The organism is Muriicola soli, assembly GCF_004139715.1.
GTDB classification, from domain to species: Bacteria; Bacteroidota; Bacteroidia; order Flavobacteriales; family Flavobacteriaceae; genus Muriicola; species Muriicola soli.
Genome location: NZ_CP035544.1, coordinates 649,243 through 666,329 on the forward strand (window position 1 = coordinate 649,243; position 17,087 = coordinate 666,329).

General features: G+C 39.9%; 18 protein-coding genes. 7 read left to right on the forward strand and 11 right to left on the reverse strand.

Annotated elements, in window-relative coordinates; genetic code table 11:
* Positions 1 to 2: 2 nt before the first annotated feature.
* Together EQY75_RS02860 and EQY75_RS02865 are read right to left on the reverse strand one after the other, a co-directional pair.
* On the reverse strand, positions 3 to 599 hold the full coding sequence (locus EQY75_RS02860; protein ID WP_129602706.1) for an alpha-ketoglutarate-dependent dioxygenase AlkB family protein: 597 nt from the start codon (positions 597 to 599) through the stop codon (positions 3 to 5).
* A gap of 12 nt (positions 600 to 611) precedes the next feature.
* Positions 612 to 1,478 (reverse strand): AraC family transcriptional regulator, encoded by an 867-nt coding sequence (locus tag EQY75_RS02865; RefSeq protein ID WP_129602707.1) that lies wholly within the window; start codon positions 1,476 to 1,478, stop codon positions 612 to 614.
* Between the two features lie 208 nt (positions 1,479 to 1,686).
* Between EQY75_RS02865 and EQY75_RS02870 the strand changes: the two genes are divergently transcribed.
* Entirely contained in the window at positions 1,687 to 2,052 is a 366-nt protein-coding gene (locus tag EQY75_RS02870; protein WP_129602709.1) for a hypothetical protein, read from the forward strand.
* Positions 2,053 to 2,081: 29 nt separating this feature from the next.
* On the opposite strand, the gene EQY75_RS02875 is transcribed toward EQY75_RS02870, so the two are convergent.
* From EQY75_RS02875 to EQY75_RS02900, 6 genes are all read right to left on the reverse strand, one after another.
* The gene (locus tag EQY75_RS02875; protein WP_129602711.1) at positions 2,082 to 2,729 is read right to left on the reverse strand and encodes an MOSC domain-containing protein; all 648 of its coding nucleotides are present in this window, start codon (positions 2,727 to 2,729) and stop codon (positions 2,082 to 2,084) included.
* Between the two features lie 84 nt (positions 2,730 to 2,813).
* The gene (locus EQY75_RS02880; protein ID WP_129602713.1) at positions 2,814 to 3,287 is read right to left on the reverse strand and encodes a hypothetical protein; all 474 of its coding nucleotides are present in this window, start codon (positions 3,285 to 3,287) and stop codon (positions 2,814 to 2,816) included.
* A gap of 258 nt (positions 3,288 to 3,545) precedes the next feature.
* Positions 3,546 to 4,493, reverse strand: a complete 948-nt coding sequence (locus tag EQY75_RS02885; protein ID WP_217349969.1) for a helix-turn-helix domain-containing protein — start codon at positions 4,491 to 4,493, stop codon at positions 3,546 to 3,548.
* A 387-nt stretch (positions 4,494 to 4,880) separates the two neighbouring features.
* Complete coding sequence (locus EQY75_RS02890; RefSeq protein WP_129602717.1) at positions 4,881 to 5,114, reverse strand: hypothetical protein; 234 nt, start codon at positions 5,112 to 5,114, stop codon at positions 4,881 to 4,883.
* Positions 5,115 to 5,310: 196 nt separating this feature from the next.
* Positions 5,311 to 6,441, reverse strand: a complete 1,131-nt coding sequence (locus tag EQY75_RS02895) for a helix-turn-helix domain-containing protein (RefSeq protein WP_129602719.1) — start codon at positions 6,439 to 6,441, stop codon at positions 5,311 to 5,313.
* A 128-nt stretch (positions 6,442 to 6,569) separates the two neighbouring features.
* Complete coding sequence (locus EQY75_RS02900) at positions 6,570 to 6,920, reverse strand: DUF6249 domain-containing protein (protein ID WP_129602721.1); 351 nt, start codon at positions 6,918 to 6,920, stop codon at positions 6,570 to 6,572.
* 124 nt (positions 6,921 to 7,044) lie between these two features.
* Here EQY75_RS02900 and EQY75_RS02905 point away from each other — a divergent pair, with 124 nt between their 5' ends.
* Together EQY75_RS02905 and EQY75_RS02910 are read left to right on the forward strand one after the other, a co-directional pair.
* Entirely contained in the window at positions 7,045 to 7,614 is a 570-nt protein-coding gene (locus tag EQY75_RS02905; RefSeq protein ID WP_129602723.1) for an RNA polymerase sigma factor, read from the forward strand.
* Between the two features lies 1 nt (position 7,615).
* Complete coding sequence (locus EQY75_RS02910; RefSeq protein ID WP_129602725.1) at positions 7,616 to 8,029, forward strand: hypothetical protein; 414 nt, start codon at positions 7,616 to 7,618, stop codon at positions 8,027 to 8,029.
* A 37-nt stretch (positions 8,030 to 8,066) separates the two neighbouring features.
* On the opposite strand, the gene EQY75_RS02915 is transcribed toward EQY75_RS02910, so the two are convergent.
* Both EQY75_RS02915 and htpG read right to left on the reverse strand, forming a co-directional pair.
* Positions 8,067 to 8,420, reverse strand: coding sequence for a DoxX family protein (locus EQY75_RS02915; RefSeq protein WP_129602727.1), 354 nt, complete (start codon positions 8,418 to 8,420; stop codon positions 8,067 to 8,069).
* 60 nt (positions 8,421 to 8,480) lie between these two features.
* Positions 8,481 to 10,367 (reverse strand): molecular chaperone HtpG, encoded by a 1,887-nt coding sequence (gene htpG / locus EQY75_RS02920; protein ID WP_129602729.1) that lies wholly within the window; start codon positions 10,365 to 10,367, stop codon positions 8,481 to 8,483.
* 362 nt (positions 10,368 to 10,729) lie between these two features.
* On the opposite strand from htpG, the gene EQY75_RS02925 reads away from it, so the two are divergent.
* Both EQY75_RS02925 and EQY75_RS02930 read left to right on the forward strand, forming a co-directional pair.
* The gene (locus tag EQY75_RS02925; RefSeq protein ID WP_129602731.1) at positions 10,730 to 11,389 is read left to right on the forward strand and encodes a TetR family transcriptional regulator C-terminal domain-containing protein; all 660 of its coding nucleotides are present in this window, start codon (positions 10,730 to 10,732) and stop codon (positions 11,387 to 11,389) included.
* 27 nt (positions 11,390 to 11,416) lie between these two features.
* Positions 11,417 to 12,724: an ABC1 kinase family protein gene (locus EQY75_RS02930; RefSeq protein WP_129602733.1), complete on the forward strand. Its 1,308-nt coding sequence runs from the start codon at positions 11,417 to 11,419 to the stop codon at positions 12,722 to 12,724.
* Positions 12,725 to 12,733: 9 nt separating this feature from the next.
* Here EQY75_RS02930 and EQY75_RS02935 read toward each other — a convergent pair whose 3' ends face one another.
* Positions 12,734 to 15,193, reverse strand: coding sequence for an alpha/beta hydrolase family protein (locus tag EQY75_RS02935; protein WP_129602735.1), 2,460 nt, complete (start codon positions 15,191 to 15,193; stop codon positions 12,734 to 12,736).
* A 204-nt stretch (positions 15,194 to 15,397) separates the two neighbouring features.
* Between EQY75_RS02935 and EQY75_RS02940 the strand changes: the two genes are divergently transcribed.
* Both EQY75_RS02940 and EQY75_RS02945 read left to right on the forward strand, forming a co-directional pair.
* Positions 15,398 to 16,405, forward strand: coding sequence for a 3-oxoacyl-ACP synthase III family protein (locus EQY75_RS02940; RefSeq protein WP_129602737.1), 1,008 nt, complete (start codon positions 15,398 to 15,400; stop codon positions 16,403 to 16,405).
* Between the two features lie 15 nt (positions 16,406 to 16,420).
* A complete protein-coding gene (locus tag EQY75_RS02945) occupies positions 16,421 to 16,966 on the forward strand; it encodes a pyridoxamine 5'-phosphate oxidase family protein (RefSeq protein ID WP_129602739.1) in 546 nt (181 codons plus the stop codon).
* The last annotated feature ends 121 nt before the right edge of the window (positions 16,967 to 17,087 follow it).

Genomic DNA, 17,087 nt, shown 5'->3' on the forward strand with positions numbered 1-17,087 from the left:
TTTTATTTAATCACCCGAAAAGTAAGGTTGATTCGCTCCCCGATTTCCCTGGAGGTTTTAGGGATCTGATGAAGCCAATGATGTTGTGTACTCCCTTTCATGATCAACAGGCTACCATGCTCCAGTATCATTTTGTGTTTCCATTCAGGATTGTCTTTGTGTTTAAAATGAAATCTACGCTCTTCTCCAAGGGATAATGAGGCGATTACGGGATTTATCCCCAGAGAGGCTTCATCATCAGCATGCCAGCCATTGCTGTCTTTCCCATTTCGGTATAAATTCAGCAGACAAGTGGTGAAAACTGTTGGGGCTGTTATTTTTTCAATATCTCCTTTTATTTCCCTGAGTTCATCTGTAAATTCATGTGGATTCATCGTGATGTTCGAATAGGAATAAGGTTGGCCATTATTCCCGTAAAGTGCAGTTAACCTGGGCTGGGGATAGGTTTTGCCAAAAACCCGTATATCGTCGTGCTGCCAGGCAATGGAAGCACGTAAGTTTTGCATGAGTTTGTCTGCTCGATTTCTCGTCAGGAAATTGGCGTAGTAATAAATATCGCTTTGTGGCAGATCTATTTTATGAGATTTTAATTGGGCCAATAGCTTCTTAGGTTATGACTTTTTTAACTGATTTCTGTATTCGGAGGGATTTTGTCCGGTAAAGGCCTTGAATGACTTATTAAAGTGCGAAAAGTTGTTGAAACCACTCTCAAAACATACCTCAGTTATGCTCATAGGTTGCTCTGCCAGTAATTTTGAGGCGTGAACCAATCTGCATTCATTCACAAATTGCACAAAGGTCTTATTAGTGATCTTTTTAAAATAACGGCAAAAAGAAGGAACAGTCATACTCACCATGTCTGCGATCTCATCCAGGGAAATGTCTTCTTTGAAATTTTGTTTTACATGATTAAAGACCACATTGATCCTGTCATTGTCCTTTACTTCAGTCTTCAGGGAAAAACCTGCGGCATTAAGTACCTTGTAGTCCTGGGAGACGGCAAGTTCATTAAGGATGTTTAGAATGGAAAGTAGCCTTTGGAAATCGGTTTGGTATTCCAAAACTTCCATTTTCTCCCCAAGTTTTCTTTTGGTTTTACCCGAAAAAGCAATTCCACCTGCGGCAAGATCAAAAAGTGACTGAATTTTTTTCATCTCCGGGATGTCAAAAAAGTCACTGCCCAGAAAATCCTGTTTCATCTGGATAACCGTTTCTTTTTTATTTCCTGTGAGTTTATCAGTAAGGCCACAATGCGGCAGATTACTGCCTATAAGAATCAGATCTCCATTGGTGTAATAGGAAACATGACTACCAATCTGTCGCTTACCGGATCCACCATTGACGTAAACAAGTTCAATCTCGGGATGGTAGTGCCAGACGTTATTTTTATTTAGCCTGTCCTCATCAAATTTTTGGTAGGTAAAAGAATTACCAAAATTGGGTTCTATGGCTTCAAATGTAGGTTTTTGCTTTATCATATATACTATATACGAACAAAGTTAGGTTTGTGGTTTTGTAATAGGCTGTGCAAATTTAACTTAAATATGTGCAATATTACCATTTAACGTTTTATTAACGGCAATAAAGGTTAAAATAGGACAGAAAGTAGAAAAATGTGATGTAGTGAGCCGGATAATACTGAAGTAAGTTTGTCCTGAGATTAATTAATAATTTAAAAAGAAAATTATGAAAACATTAAAAAGTATTTCTGTTATGGCCTTGTTGTTTGCAACAGCCTATTCTTACGCTAACACTTCTTCTACCATATCATCTGTTCAGGAAAATGAAGTAGAAGTAATTTCTCTTGAAAAGAATGAACCCTTTTTCAGAAAGGCAGGGGATAAATTGTACTTGAATTTCTTTAATAAAGAAATGGGTGACATTCAGATCAGGGTTGTAGACAGTGAAAACAGGATTGTGTACAGCGAAGTCTTAAAATCTAAACTGGTTGTTGAAAAGGCCTTTAATTTTGGGAAAGCCGAAAAAGACAGTTACAAAGTGGTTGTCAAGGACGGAAAAGATACCTATGCTGAGTATTACGTAGTGAAGTAAGTTTAGTTTAATTCAGCGTAAAAAGGGGCCTAAACAGGCCTCTTTTTTTGTCTTCTCAGCAGTTTTTTTTGAGTGCGTTCCGGAAGGTATTCACAATTAATGGCGGCTTCAAGTTGGTCTGGCATGGGTTCTTTAGCAAATAGTAAGCGATATAAGGTTTCAATACTGAGTGAATCGTTTGCTTCTTCCAACAAAGTGAAAGAATCTCCCCGTTTAACTTCTCCTTCTTTCAGTACACTGACGTAGGTGCCGGGATGTCCATGGGCCACAAATTGTTCGATGATCTTCTGATCCTTAAAACGTATCCCCAGTTTATAGCAGGGTTCTCTGGGTATGGTAATTTTAACAAGAGCAGTACCCAGTTGGTATATAGATCCTATAGTCAACTTTGATTCAGACATATGATCAAGGGTGATATTTTCGCCAAACATTCCCCAATCCCATGACAAATTAGGGTATAAGTCGCGCCAATACGTATAATGTTCTGCTGAAAAGAGATAGCAGGCCTTGTACAGCCCTCCGTGGTGTTTTCGATCTGAAACGGTATCGTTTTTTACCTGGGTTGGCTCCAGCCGGATGGAACCTTCAATGGGATATTTAAAAATACCCGTTTGCTCTTCCCTTTGTTGCCAAAGAATGGTGACAGGCTTACCGATATTAGTGGCGATCACTTTCATTTCCTAAAGATAGGAAACCGATTCAGACAATCAAGAAATGTAATAGACAGATCTGTTTCCTTCGATATTCGAAGAATAATAGAACTAATGTCCTCCTGTGGAATTTCGATTGATGGTTTCCTGAATTTTTTCCTTGACAAAGATTTCCTCCCCTTTAAATTGAGTGAGTTGAAAAAAGAGGATGTCATCACCAATATTTTCCAAATCGTAAATACCGTAATTGTTCTCGTGCAGCAGAAATTCAGAATCTCCTTTTTCCAAATGCATCAGTATGATTTTACCATCAGAAAATCGTGAAATGACCATACCATCAGAACCAGCCACCCAGTAATAATCAAATTCAATTTTTCGAAAAGGAAGTCGTTCCTTCGGTAAGAGCACAATTTCCCAAATACGCAGATATTCGTTTTCGAAAAGAATTCTCTGCCCCAGATCAGAACTAAAGTTTCTACGTTTTAATTCCTCAATATGTGCTGGATTCCAGGTATTAAAATTACCGGAGTCATTTATCGCAATATACTTGAGGATTTTAGCCCTCTGATTTTCTTTAGAAGTCATAACAATATACTTTAACCCATTTACCTTGAGGAATAAATGATCATTATGACCGATCCTCAACACTTTCACTAACTCTAAGTTTTCACAATTATTTCCCGTGAACAAGCCCAAACTCCTCAGAAGACGTTTGGATTTCCGAAATCAGTACAAAAAGGGCTTTTAATCGTATTTATTAGTCAGGAATCAGGAATCAGTACCCGGAATAATTAAAAAAAATGGAGAGAATTCTATTGTATTTCAGGAGCTATTGATTTCGTATTATCTGGCTATGCTATCCTTGTATTTGTTGGGTGTTGTGCCGGTTATTTTCTTAAAGGCCGCATAAAAAGCACTTTTGCTGTGAAAACCAACTTCTTTACCAATACCTTCCACACTGAGGTAGTCTGTGGATTTTTTGGAGAGTAGGTCCTCAGCCTTTCTAATACGGAGATAATTGACGTATGAATTAAAGTTTTGTTTAAATATGCCGTTAATAGTGGTAGAAATCTTTTTGGGATGCATTTTTAATTTGTCGGCCAGATCAACTATGGTGAGCTCACTGATGAGATAGGCTTCTGAAGACTTCATATAGTTGTCAATTTTCCCCATTAACACTTTGAGATTTTCATCATTATCTGTACTCATTTTATCATTCCCAATTTCCTGAACCTGAAAAGAAAGACCTGATTTTTTGTAATTGAGGGTAGAAAGAACATTTTGCTGCATAATCCCATTTAAACCTAACCAGAAGATGGCAATCAGATCTATAATGGAAAACAGCATTTTAAAATAGTAGTTGTCAGGTGAAACGTAGTAAAGGATATGCACCAACACGGAGGTGATCAAAAGGTAAAGAAGAAAAATACGCACCCAGTTCAACAATTTATTCTCCAAGTAGGAAAAAGTATTCTCAACTTCTTCACGGTGCCGGTTTAAAAGTTTTAAATTCCAGATGCCGATCCCCCAGGAATAAAAGATTCCAAGAAAAGTAAAACCGAATTCATGCCAGAAACTTTCGGCAATTTCCGTTTTTAGGGAAAAGGGGAGAAAGTAAATCACGGTCTGGAGTATAAAGGAGGCTATTCCCGGATACAGTACCCAGTATTTGATTTTCTCATCAGAGAATATTGAAATTTTTTGGGTATAGACAAAAAAGATGGGGAAGAGGATCCAGGAAAAATCAAACGGTAAGAGAAACAATTCCGGATAGTAGGGAATAAGATTCAACCCCGAAGGAATGAATATCAGCAATTTCAAAGCGTAAAGCACCAAAAAGATCCCGAGGAAATAGGTGCTCCGGAAGTGTCTGTAACTTAATATTAACAGTAAGATGCCAAAGGATAAACCTTGCGTTAGCCCAAGGATATCTAATAACGATTGAAGGTTGTAATTAATGTCAATGGATAAATTCAATAGTCCTTCTCCGTATAAGCTGATTATATTTCCTTATGAATCTAAAGAAAAAATAAGATTCTTTAAAATAATTCTATTGAATTCATAGTGAATTTTCGGACAAGCTCTGAAAGTAGAGGCATATACCCTTTGAATACCAAAATTTTTAGAGGCGATCAGTAAATCTGAGTATAACGGATTAATAGAGGAAAATATTTCCCTTTAGACGTCCTGATGAAGGTCAGAATCCTGTGCGCCATCAAAATCATTCTTTCGAATCAAAATATAGACCACAAATACCGTAAGAATGATAAGAAATGGAAGTAATAGCAGATCGAGACGAACAATACTTTCAGGGTAAGTATTAATTGTAGATTGCACGTCCATCTCCCAGGCGGCGAATACCAGCCAGAGAAATAAGATAAACAGGATGAGACTCTTACTCTTAGGAGACATCTTTTATTTTTAAAGATGCAATTATAATAGAAGTTTCCCTGAATCTCAGCTGCAATTCATGTTCTGAATTCTGAATTTAGGACTATTATCTCTTATTAGAAGCTAACCTATAGGGAGCGTTGAGCAGGCTATTGCTGGAAATGTCAAAATAAGTGCGTTGAAATTAATCCTTTGGCCTTTGCTATGAAATACAAGCTCAATCCATTCGGATGAGTTCGTTAAAACGTGTAGGCGTGGTTCCGGTAAATTTTTTAAATGATGAATAAAAGGCGCTCTTACTTTTAAAACCAACCTCTATGCCAATACCTTCAATACTCCAGTTCAAAGCATCTTCGGAATTTAGAAGACTTATCGCCTTTTTTATTCGATATTCATTGATATAAGAATTGAAATTTTGCTTCTCAACAGTATTAATTGCTTCCGATACGCGGCGGGGATGTTCTCCAATACTTTCAGCGATATCCATAATGGTAAGATCGGAATTCATAAAACTTTCTGAATTATTTATGTGCTTGTCTACAGCTTTCATGACTTCTTCAAGTTTTTCCGGGATCAATTCAGCAGCATGGTCTTTTATCGGAATTGGATTATTTGAGGGTTCCTTCGGAGGGATATGTGTAATAAGGGAGCGTACATTTCGTTGTGTAATACCGAAATAAGACACCCAGTAGATAGCGATGAGATCCATCACGGAAAAAATGGTGTTATCTGGTACCATCGTTGGAAAAACATAGGCAATTAAATGTCCGAATACTGAGGTGATCAAAAGATAGATCAAAAAGAATCGAGCCCATCTGAGCTCCTTGGAGGTTATGTATGAATAAGTGTTCCTGACCTCAATTCTATGCTTGTACAGCAGTCGAAGGTTCCAAATGCCTACAATCCAGGAATAATAGTTTCCCAACATCCAAAATATAAGTACATGCCACAAACTGTCATCTATTTTCACCTTTAATTCGAAGGGAAGCCAGAAAATAACCAATTGGGCTACTATGGAAACAATACCGGGATACAGTAGCCAATATTTAATTTTTCTATTTGAGAAAACAGAGACTTGTTGCGTATAGATGTAAAATAAAGGGAAAAGTATCCACGAAAAATTAAAGGGCAGGAGAAAGAGATTGGGATAGCTTTCTGAAATTTTGCTATTTGTAGAGATCCAGGTGGCTAATTCTAGGGCGTATAAAAGCAAAAAAAGGCCGAGGTAAAAAGTATTTCTGAACTTTCTCAAGCCCATAATCATAAGTAAAATACCTATAGTGACACCTTGGACCAGACCAATGCCATCTAGTAAAACCTGTGCATTGATGTCAAAATTGTTGATCATACTCCCAGTACCTCTTTATTGCTGCTGAATTCCGAATAGGTATACGCCGTTGAAAGAAGGAAATTAATAAAAAAAACCAAGGGCAGGGCCTTGGTTTTCATTAATCCGCTATGGAGTCTTTACTTCTTTTAATCCTCTTTGTCGAGTTTCTTTGTAAGAGTAAAGCCCAGGAACAAGCCTAAGCCGGCCATGATAAAAATGGTTCCCGGGTAGGCAACATCTTCGTCCAAGCCTATTTCAACCAGGAGGGCAGCGATAAATATCGCAAGACCTATTCCCAATAAAAGCAAGGCTATGTTTAAAATAAGGACCTTCCAGAATGGGGCGGTTCCTTCTTTTTTCCCCTTGACAAAAATACTGGCTTCTGCACCTTTCTCGATGAGGGCAAGTCTTTCCTTGTTACGCGTTGTTAGATAAAGATAGCTGATGCCAAAGATCATCAGAAAAATGCTGATAAAAATAATTACTTCTCCTCCCATGTTAGTTGTGTTTTGTTAAACCTTGTTTTATGGTAAGACGGAGTATTTTTTGGAAGGGTTACGAAAAAGGCGTATTTTTTTTTAGGTGTAACCAATCACTTACAGAGGTCGTCTAATGGAATATATGTTATTACCAGAGGAAAAGGAATTAATAAGTCAATCGTTGCAAGGTAACCATAAGGCGTACGGTGTTCTGGTGGACCGATATAAGTATTTGATCTATACCCTGGCCTGCAGAATGCTTAATAATCGGGAAGATGCAGAGGAAGTTGCCCAGGATACCTTTGTAAAAGCATATAAATCTCTGAATACTTTTAATGGTGATGCTAAATTTTCAAGCTGGTTGTACAGAATAGCCTATCGCAAATGCCTGGATCGACTAAAAAAAGAAAAGCGAAGGCCCGGAACGAAGTCTTTAGAGATTGACGGAGTTAAAGATTTGAGGGCATCCGGAAACGTGCTGGATTATATTGAAGGCGAAGAACGCAGTGCACTTTTAAAGGCTGCAATAGACAGACTAAGCGAAATTGATGCTGCTTTGGTAACGCTTTATTATTACGAGCAATTGACGATACGGGAAATTTCCGGGATCCTGGATATGAGTCAGAATGTGATAAAAGTGCGTTTATTCCGAAGCCGAAAACATCTGGGACAGCTTCTGGTCAATAAGACTGAAGTAATTAATATTATTTGAAATGAATCAAAAGGAAGAAAAGATAGACAAACGGCTAAGAGAATTATTTTCGGAAATACCTCTGGAAGGACCTTCAGAAGGATTTACGTCTGGCGTTTTAAAACATCTTGAACCAGCATCTTCAAGGGTGGCTAAACAGCACACTCCTTTGTTTTCATGGACTTCCTGGTTCTTGGTGATCACTATATCGGTACTCTTAATTGCTTTTGGATTTTTATCCGGCGGACTCGAAGTGGCAGAAATTGATGCCAACAAGTTGTTGATTTCTGAGGCTCTTTCAAGTGCAGGCCAATTTTTGCCCAATATTGCCAATTCAGCGGTTCTCGTTTACTCCATGATGGCACTCATCCTATGTTTTAGTGTCCAAATACTATGGTTTACTAGAAACTGGAACAGAAGAAGAATTGTGCTTTAAATCAGATACTGATCTAAGCAGATCTTTAACTCAGAGTCTATAGATACCAATATGCCCAATACATCAGGCCAAACTGCAGTGGAATTCTAAGGATAAGGATCCATTTGGGAATTCCCGCACCTTCTTTTTCTCCTTTTAGCATATAGAAATGTACCAGGAGGAAGACCAATAGCATTAGGATAATTCCATAAATAGAAAATGCTATTGTCTGAGGGAAACAAAGGCCAACGGCGAGGATGATCTCGGCTATCCCGCTGAGATAAACCAATTCACGATGATAGGGGAGGTAATTTGGCATAATGCGCAAATAAGCCCTGGGTTTAAGAAAGTGCATGATGCCTGCTATAAAGTACATAGCGGCCATTAGATAGAGGTGCCAGGGTTCAATCATAGTGTAAAAATAAAAAGATCGCCGGATTAGGGCGATCTTTTTCTTCTGTTGATAAATAATTTATTTCACCATCTCGTAACTGCGTTTGATGAAATTGGTGAGTGCTTCCCCTTTGAGGAGTCCTTTGGAAAGCCTCGCAAGATCGAGGGATTGATTGATGAGTCGATCCCTTTTCTTTGCTGTTTTTGTATTCAAAATTTCTCCTACGAGCTCGTGATTGGTATTCACTACCAGGTTAAACATGTCTGGCATGTTCCCCATACCAAACATTCCTCCGCCGCCGGTTTGCTGCATTTCTTTCATACGGCGCATAAATTCGGGTTCTGTGATGATAAATGGTGCAGCGTTGCTGTCCATCGTTTCAAGTTGTACGGTATACCCTTTCTCTCCAACCGCTTCTTCGATCTGGGTTTTTAATTTCTCCTTTTCCTCATCTGAGAGTTTGCTGATCTTGGTGTCATCTTTCTTGATGAGATTATCGAGGTGATCAGCATCTACTCGGGCGAATGATACTTTTTCTTTAGAGGTTTCCAATTTTTGAAGCAGATGTCCAACAATTGGCGAATCTAAAAGGAGAACTTCATAGCCCTGAGTTTTCGCAGCTTCAATATAACTGTGCTGTGCTTCTTTGTCAGAAGCGTACAAGACCACTAGTTTGTCGTCTTTGTCGGTTTGAGCAGGAGCTATTTTTTCTTTTAATTCTTCAAAAGTGAAATAATTACCATCTACGGTTGGGTACAGGGCAAAGGCCTCTGCTTTTTCGAAGAATTTTTCTTCTGAAAGCATCCCGTACTCAATAACGATCTTGATATCATTCCACTTTGCTTCAAAGTCTTCGCGATTATCCTTGAAGAGCGAATTAAGTTTATCTGCCACCTTCCTTGAAATATATGAGGCGATCTTTTTAACTGCACTGTCTGCTTGTAGATAGGAGCGTGAGACATTTAAAGGAATATCCGGAGAATCGATCACCCCACGGAGCATGGTGAGGAATTCAGGAACAATGCCTTCTACATTATCCGTAACAAAGACCTGATTTTGGTATAACTGAATTCTGTCTTTTTGAATGTTCAGATCATTGGTGAGTTTGGGAAAGTAAAGAATCCCTGTCAGGTTAAAAGGATAATCCACATTGAGGTGGATATTAAAGAGAGGCTCTTCAAACTGCATGGGATACAGTTCCCTGTAAAATTTCTTGTAATCCTCTTCCTTTAAATCTGCCGGCTTTTTTGTCCAGGCCGGTTTTGGGTTATTGATAATGTCATCCACCTCTTTTGTAGGGGCAGGATCTTCTTCTTTAGCGCCTTCGGGCTTAGGTAAAGTCTCGGTACGAGTACCAAACTTGATAGGAATTGGCATGAACTTGTTGTACTTGGTCAGCAATTCACGGATTCGAGTCTCCTCCAGGAATTCTTCGGAATCATCAGCCAAGTGGAGTATGATCTCCGTTCCCCTATCCTCTTTCTTTCCCTTTTTCAATGTAAATTCGGGCGTACCATCACAACTCCAGTGGGCGGCCGGTTCGTCTTGGTAGCTTTTAGTGTGTATTTCCACTTTTTTAGCCACCATAAAGGAAGAGTAAAAGCCCAGGCCAAAATGCCCAATGATACCTGAATCTTTCTCAGCATCCTTGTATTTATCTAAAAACTCCTCGGCTCCTGAAAAGGCCACTTCATTGATATACTTCTTCACTTCTTCCTGTGTCATTCCAATACCCTGGTCTATGATGTGAAGTTTTTTACCCTTTTTATCGATTTTTACTTCAATTATTGGATGGCCGTACTCTACTTTGGCCTCTCCTATTGAAGTGAGATGTTTCAACTTCAGTGTTGCATCTGTTGCGTTCGATATTAATTCTCTAAGGAATATCTCATGATCACTGTAAAGGAATTTTTTAATCAGTGGGAAAATATTCTCTACAGAAACATTGATTTTACCTGTTGCCATTTTCTAAATTTTTTAATTCTCCTTAACCGAAACAAAAAAAGTACCATTACCTCTTTAAGTGACAAACTGACATTTAATTCCTGAAATTCTCTTTGTACGATAACTTTAACAAATCTTTTTGTTTAAAAAATACAGAAATAAGATAAACATTATATATATTTGCTTGTGGTTACTTCAGAATCATTGCTATGAAAAAGTAATCTTGATTTTAGTAATCAGTTTGTTTATTAATTGGTTAGGTTGTTAGAAAGCGTGGTTACCGACAGGTGCCGCGCTTTTTTAATTTATCCCTAATTCTCAAATAATTAACAGTATTATAGTTTAAATAATAATAAATTTGCTTAAACAAAAAAGCTCTAATTATGGCAGCGAAGAAATCCACTAAAACGGACTTGGAGAAAAAAATAGTCTCGGCCTACATGACATATGTGCTGGAACATGAAAAAAGACCCGTTTCAGTATATAAATTTTGTAAGACCATCGATACCACCGAAGAAGAATTCTACAAACATTTCGGCTCTTTGGAAAGTTTGCAGAAAAGCATCTGGACAATGTTTTACAAAAATAGCATCGAAGCCCTTGAGAAAAATAAAGATTACCAACAGTACAGCAATAAAGACAAGATGCTGTCCTTTTTCTTTACATTCTTTGAGATCTTAACTCTCAACCGAAGTTATGTGCTATTTAGTTTGCAAGAACACAATTATATGTTCAGGCAAATGGAGCAATTAAAACAATTAGGCCCATTGATCAAAGATTTTGCTAAAGATTTGATCGAGGACGGAAATGCCGAGAAACCATTTAAAATCTCACAACACAGTCCGTCCCTTTTCTCTGAAGGTGCATGGCTGCAATTTCTATTTTTATTAAAATTCTGGAGTGAAGATTCATCGCCAGGATTTGAAAAGACCGATGTGGCAATTGAGAAATCAGTACAAACTGTCTTTGATGTTTTTGACAATACACCCTTAGACAGTATACTCGACTTTGGTAAATTTCTCTATAAAGAAAATATGGCGTAAGAAGCCTGATCCCTCGAAAAGCAAAGCATGAAGACGATTGATAAAATTCCGACAGGAAAAATTGAAAGAGCCGGTAAACTGGTAAAGACCGGGGTTAAGGTAGGAGGGAACTACGTCAAATACTACAGCAAAAAGCTGGTCAAAGGTGAAAGCTCAAAGGAAGAGCTGAATGAAAACAATGCTTCGGATATTTACGACGGACTAAAAAGTCTGAAAGGAAGTGCACTAAAAGTTGCACAAATGTTGAGTATGGAAAAGAATCTGCTCCCCAGGGCTTACGTTGAGCGTTTTTCTCTTTCCCAGTTTTCTGTACCGCCCTTGTCTGCTCCCCTAGTGCGGAAGACATTCAACAAATACCTGGGATCTTATCCGGAAGACATCTTTGATTCGTTTGAACAGGACTCTATCAATGCTGCCAGTATAGGACAGGTCCACAGAGCTGAAAAAGAAGGTAAAAAACTAGCCGTAAAGATCCAGTACCCCGGAGTAGCAGAGAGTATTTCTTCGGATCTCGCTCTTGTAAAACCAATCGCAACCCGGATGTTTAATCTGCAGGGAAAGGATTCCGAAAAATACTTTAAAGAGGTCGAGGACAAACTGCTGGAGGAGACCAACTATATCCTGGAGTTAGAACAGAGTCAGGAAATCTCCAGGGCTTGCCGGCATATTCCGAATATCGTTTTCCCCACCTATTACAAAGACCTTTCCAGTGAAAAAATATTGACAATGGATTGGATGGAGGGGACTCACCTCAGCGAGTTCGCCAAAACACCATTTTCAGCTGAAACAGGAAATCAACTGGGTCAGACCCTGTGGGACTTTTACATGTATCAGATGCACGGCCTACGGAAAGTACACGCCGATCCGCATCCGGGAAATTTCCTGATTAGCGAAGATCACCGTCTAATTGCGATCGACTTTGGATGTGTCAAGGAAGTGCCGGATGAATTCTATATCCCGTATTTTGAACTTGCGCAAAAAGAGGTCATCGAGAATGAGGAGTTGTTTGAAAAGAAGTTAGAGGAACTCGAAATACTCACTCCCATAGATACTTCAGAAGAGCGTAAATTTTTCAAAGCCCTCTTCAAAGAACTACTCACTTTGTTTACCCTGCCTTTTCAGCAGGAAAATTTCGACTTTGGATCTGATGAATTCTGGGAACGTATAGCAGACCTGAGTCAGCAATACTCCAAGGACGAGCATATCCGAAAGATGAATGGCAACAGGGGATCAAGGCATTTTCTCTATATCAACAGAACATTTTTTGGCCTGTATAATCTACTGCACGACCTGAAAGCGAAAGTGGTGGTTAACGCCTATAAAAAATACTTATAAATAATCCATTTAACGGGTCCCTTCTTCGGTATCAGCACCTTTGTTTTTTACGTATTTTTCTAGCCATTGATCTTGTTCCCACAAGAGGTGAAGTATACTCTCTTTAGCGCGGTATCCATGACTTTCTTTTGGGAGCATTACTAAACGCACGGTGGCACCAAGGCCTTTTAATGCATTGAAATAACGTTCACTTTGCATGGGATATGTTCCTGAATTATTATCGGCCACCCCATGCACCATCAAAAGGGGTGTTTTCATCTTATCGGCATGCATAAAAGGAGACATGGTGTAATAGACTTCCGGTGCTTCCCAGTAATTTCGTTCTTCACTTTGAAACCCGAAAGGCGTGAGCGTTCTGTTATAGGCTCCGCTACGGGCTATCCCTGCCGCAAAAAGATTAGAATGGGAAAGTAAATTCGCTACCATAAAAGCTCCATAGCTGTGGCCGCCAACCGCAACACGGTTACGATCTATATAACCCATAGCGTCTACTGCATCAATAGCGGCCTTTGCATTGGCAACTAATTGCTCCCTAAAGGAATCGTTGGGTTGCTCTTCTTCTTCCCCAATAATGGGAAAGGCGGCATCGTCTAAAACTACGTACCCTTTGGTAACCCAATATACCGGTGAACCCCAATAGGGATATGTAAATTCGTTTGGATTTTGCGTATTCTGCGAGGCACTGTTTTTATCCTTGTATTCTCTGGGATATGCCCATAAAATCATGGGCATCTTTTCACCTGAATTCTTATCATACCCAAGCGGTAGATACAAGGTTCCGTTTAATTCTAGTCCGTCTTCCCGCTTATAGGTGATTACTTCCTTGTGAACATCCTTAATACTTTTAAAGGGATTTTCGAAAAAAGTTAATTGAGTAGGACCTTTCCTTTTCTTCAGATGTTTGAAATAATAGTTCGGATATTCACTTTTAGACTCTATGCTCACCAGCAATTCATCCTTCACGACATTGTAATCCCTGAGATCTTCTTTTTTGTCAGTTAATTTTGATTCATAAAGTCGGACAGTTTCAAGCGACCTCAGATTTAATTGATCCACGAATGGGAACTGCCCTTTATCTGTGTAGCCATCCCCGAGTAGAAAGGCATTGTTTTTATTATCAATAGAAAGAACGCTACTGCCGTTTTTGTTTGATTTCATGACAAAATATCCCGGATTGCTATAGGCGTCCTGATAATTTCGATCAAAAAGGATAGCCGGTTTTTTTTCCGGTTCGGAGGGATCAAAAACATAGGTCTTAGTGTTTCTGGTATTCCACCAATAGTCTGTGGCGATGGCAACATTATCAGTCCCCCACATAATATTGCTAAATCTATTTATGGTTTTAAGGACGAGGTTTCCTTTCCCGGTAAATGGGGCTTCCAGTAAATAAACTGCATCCCTGAATGGTGCTTTAACCTCAGGATCCCCCTCATCTAAGGCCTCAACGTACATCAAGGTGGCATCCCGGTCTGCACGCCAGCTAAGATCGCGCATTCCTTTTCGCTCGGCCATAAATCCTTTTGGAAGATCTTCGATCAACGGAACTTCCAGGAGCGTGGTGACCAAATCCCCATCCTGACTAAAAATGGTAGTTGCGGAGGGAAATCGGTAATAGGGAACCAAATAGGAGAACGGTTTTTCAATAGTCGTTACCATCACATAGGATCCGTCAGGGGAAAAACTGATGTTTCTATACATGGCTGCGGGCTTCCATAAGGAGCTGCTGCCATCAAGGGATACCCGGTGCAATTCGGATAAGGCGAGTTGTTCAAAGTTGAATTCGTCTGACGGATTCGTCAGCAGATCCTGGTAAGTTCTATTTTGGGCCTTCTTCCCGTCATTAGTGGAAATAGTAGGGCCTTCAGGAACCGCAGATGCCTGGTCAATAAGGGCCTGTCTGGAAGCGGGTAGCATTTTAACCAAAAGGGCATCACCGCTTTTGAACCAGTTGATGACATCTCTGAGATTAGCATTTACCCCGGCCTCTGTGATTTTTTTTACAGTGGCTGTCGGAATATCCAGTACCCATACCTCCACACCTTCAGGAGTAGTATTGGTTACCGCTACCTTGGTTTCATCCGGGGAAAAACTGAAATTGGCCAGGCGGGGGTTTTCGGGGAGTCCCCTGACCTGAATTACTTCCTTATCGGAAGTGGACTTTACTTTTATATTGTTGTAATAATTCGTTCTGCTGCCAATATTGGTAACCGGATTGATGCGCAACCCTGCCAGCCTCAACTCAGCTTCAGATAATTCCTGAATGCTTTTATACGGATCTCTGTAAAGTAACAGCATGTATTCGCCATTCTCTGTTACCTGGACAGATGGAGCTAATGGTGCATTGACCAAATCCAGGATTTCTTTTGAGGGTTTTTGATAGCTCAGTTTTTCCTGTGCCGATGAAATGGTCAGGGCAAAGGTGATGAAAGAAAGAAAGATGGATTTCAAGAGTGAATTTACTGGTTTCATAGGGTTCTGTATGTGGTAAGAAAGGTACTAAAATTACTCATAATAATTCTAGAGCCAAAAGGGGATTTGATCTATAATTATCCCTGAGTACTTAATCTTTTATGCATTTGCTAGGAAGGCTTGTTCAGAATGGGTATTTTAGAATAACGAAACTGAACAAAGGCCGGGAGTACTCTTTTTGGCCCTAAAGAAAATCTGCCATTTATGTACAATTCTAGAATATCGGGTCTGGGCTTCTATGTACCCGAAAATGTAGTGACCAATGACGATCTTTCCAAGCTAATGGATACGAATGATGCCTGGATTCAGGAGCGTACCGGAATCAAGGAAAGAAGGCATGTAGTCAGGGGAAAGGATACCACGACCTCTATGGGGGTTAAAGCAGCCAAAATTGCTATTGAAAGAGCAGGAATCGACAAAGATGATATTGATTTTATTGTTTTTGCCACGCTGAGTCCGGATTACTACTTCCCCGGCCCGGGAGTTTTGGTGCAACGCGACCTCGGCCTAAAAACCGTTGGGGCCCTGGATGTCAGAAATCAGTGTTCAGGATTTGTCTACGCCGTATCTGTGGCAGATCAGTACATCAAAAGTGGTATGTATAAAAATATACTGGTGATAGGATCAGAATTGCATTCCGGAGGTCTCGATTTTACAACCCGGGGTCGTGGTGTTTCCGTTATTTTTGGTGACGGTGCCGGTGCTGCCATCCTCACCCGTGAAGAGGATACCAAAAAGGGGATTCTTTCCACGCATCTTCATTCGGAAGGGCAACATGCAGAAGAGCTTTCTTTGCTCGCTCCCGGAATAGGACACCGTTGGGTCACTGATATTTTGGAAGACGACGACCCTGATGATGTTTCCTACTACCCATACATGAACGGGCAGTTCGTATTTAAAAATGCGGTAGTTCGATTTGCAGAGGTAATCAAAGAAGGATTGCAAAAGAATGAACTGAAAGTCGGGGAAATAGACATGCTGATCCCTCATCAAGCCAATTTGCGTATCTCTCAATTTATCCAGAAGAAGTTCGGACTTTCCGATGATCAGGTTTATAACAATATCATGAGTTACGGAAATACGACCGCGGCTTCCATCCCAATTGCCCTTTCGGAGGCCTGGGAAAAAGGAAAGATCAAGGAGGGCGATCTTGTAGTTCTCGCTGCTTTTGGCAGTGGCTTTACCTGGGGAAGTGTGATAATCAGGTGGTAATGCAATAGTCGACCCATGGGTAGAACCTTCCAAAAAATAGGACAGCGCCATCGAGAATTCATTGAAAAACAAAAGGTATTCTTTGTGGCCTCGGCCATGGATGAAGGGCACATCAATTTGTCCCCTAAAGGGATGGATTCGCTGAGGGTGTTGAGTGAGAAAAAGGTAATTTGGCTGAATCTCACAGGGAGTGGAAATGAAACGGCTACACATATTGTCAGGAATCCAAGAATAACCCTGATGTTCTGTGCATTTGAAGGTCCACCTCAAATATTACGCCTCTACGGCCAGGCAAAAGTATACCATCCACATGATGTGGAATTCAGCACACTGTATTCTAATTTTGAAGAGATTCCTGGTAGCAGACAGGTTTTTGAGGTCAATGTAGACCTGGTTCAAACCTCATGTGGTATGGGCGTGCCATTATTGGAATACCAGGGAGAGAGGGATGATCTGGTGGCCTGGGCTGATAATTTAGGAGAAGAGGGACTAGCAGAATATAAAAAGAAAAAAAACACAAAAAGTCTGGAAGGACTCTCCACCGGTATATTTGGTAAGTAAACAAAACCCCGGTACTGATACCGGGGTTTTTATCATTGTTAAGCTGCACTAAACACTAACCATTAACTTTAAAAATACAGCGTCTCAATGACATTTAGTTACATAAAAGACGAATTCAAAT

What these genes read in the sequence shown, in the direction of transcription:
- EQY75_RS02865 (WP_129602707.1), bottom strand. Translation starts at nt 1,478, where the DNA reads ATGATAAAGCAAAAACCTACATTTGAAGCCATAGAACCCAATTTTGGT.
- EQY75_RS02870 (WP_129602709.1), top strand. Translation starts at nt 1,687, where the DNA reads ATGAAAACATTAAAAAGTATTTCTGTTATGGCCTTGTTGTTTGCAACA.
- EQY75_RS02875 (WP_129602711.1), bottom strand. Translation starts at nt 2,729, where the DNA reads ATGAAAGTGATCGCCACTAATATCGGTAAGCCTGTCACCATTCTTTGG.
- EQY75_RS02880 (WP_129602713.1), bottom strand. Translation starts at nt 3,287, where the DNA reads ATGACTTCTAAAGAAAATCAGAGGGCTAAAATCCTCAAGTATATTGCG.
- EQY75_RS02890 (WP_129602717.1), bottom strand. Translation starts at nt 5,114, where the DNA reads ATGTCTCCTAAGAGTAAGAGTCTCATCCTGTTTATCTTATTTCTCTGG.
- EQY75_RS02895 (WP_129602719.1), bottom strand. Translation starts at nt 6,441, where the DNA reads ATGATCAACAATTTTGACATCAATGCACAGGTTTTACTAGATGGCATT.
- EQY75_RS02900 (WP_129602721.1), bottom strand. Translation starts at nt 6,920, where the DNA reads ATGGGAGGAGAAGTAATTATTTTTATCAGCATTTTTCTGATGATCTTT.
- EQY75_RS02905 (WP_129602723.1), top strand. Translation starts at nt 7,045, where the DNA reads ATGTTATTACCAGAGGAAAAGGAATTAATAAGTCAATCGTTGCAAGGT.
- EQY75_RS02910 (WP_129602725.1), top strand. Translation starts at nt 7,616, where the DNA reads ATGAATCAAAAGGAAGAAAAGATAGACAAACGGCTAAGAGAATTATTT.
- EQY75_RS02915 (WP_129602727.1), bottom strand. Translation starts at nt 8,420, where the DNA reads ATGATTGAACCCTGGCACCTCTATCTAATGGCCGCTATGTACTTTATA.
- htpG (WP_129602729.1), bottom strand. Translation starts at nt 10,367, where the DNA reads ATGGCAACAGGTAAAATCAATGTTTCTGTAGAGAATATTTTCCCACTG.
- EQY75_RS02925 (WP_129602731.1), top strand. Translation starts at nt 10,730, where the DNA reads ATGGCAGCGAAGAAATCCACTAAAACGGACTTGGAGAAAAAAATAGTC.
- EQY75_RS02930 (WP_129602733.1), top strand. Translation starts at nt 11,417, where the DNA reads ATGAAGACGATTGATAAAATTCCGACAGGAAAAATTGAAAGAGCCGGT.
- EQY75_RS02935 (WP_129602735.1), bottom strand. Translation starts at nt 15,193, where the DNA reads ATGAAACCAGTAAATTCACTCTTGAAATCCATCTTTCTTTCTTTCATC.
- EQY75_RS02940 (WP_129602737.1), top strand. Translation starts at nt 15,398, where the DNA reads ATGTACAATTCTAGAATATCGGGTCTGGGCTTCTATGTACCCGAAAAT.
- EQY75_RS02945 (WP_129602739.1), top strand. Translation starts at nt 16,421, where the DNA reads ATGGGTAGAACCTTCCAAAAAATAGGACAGCGCCATCGAGAATTCATT.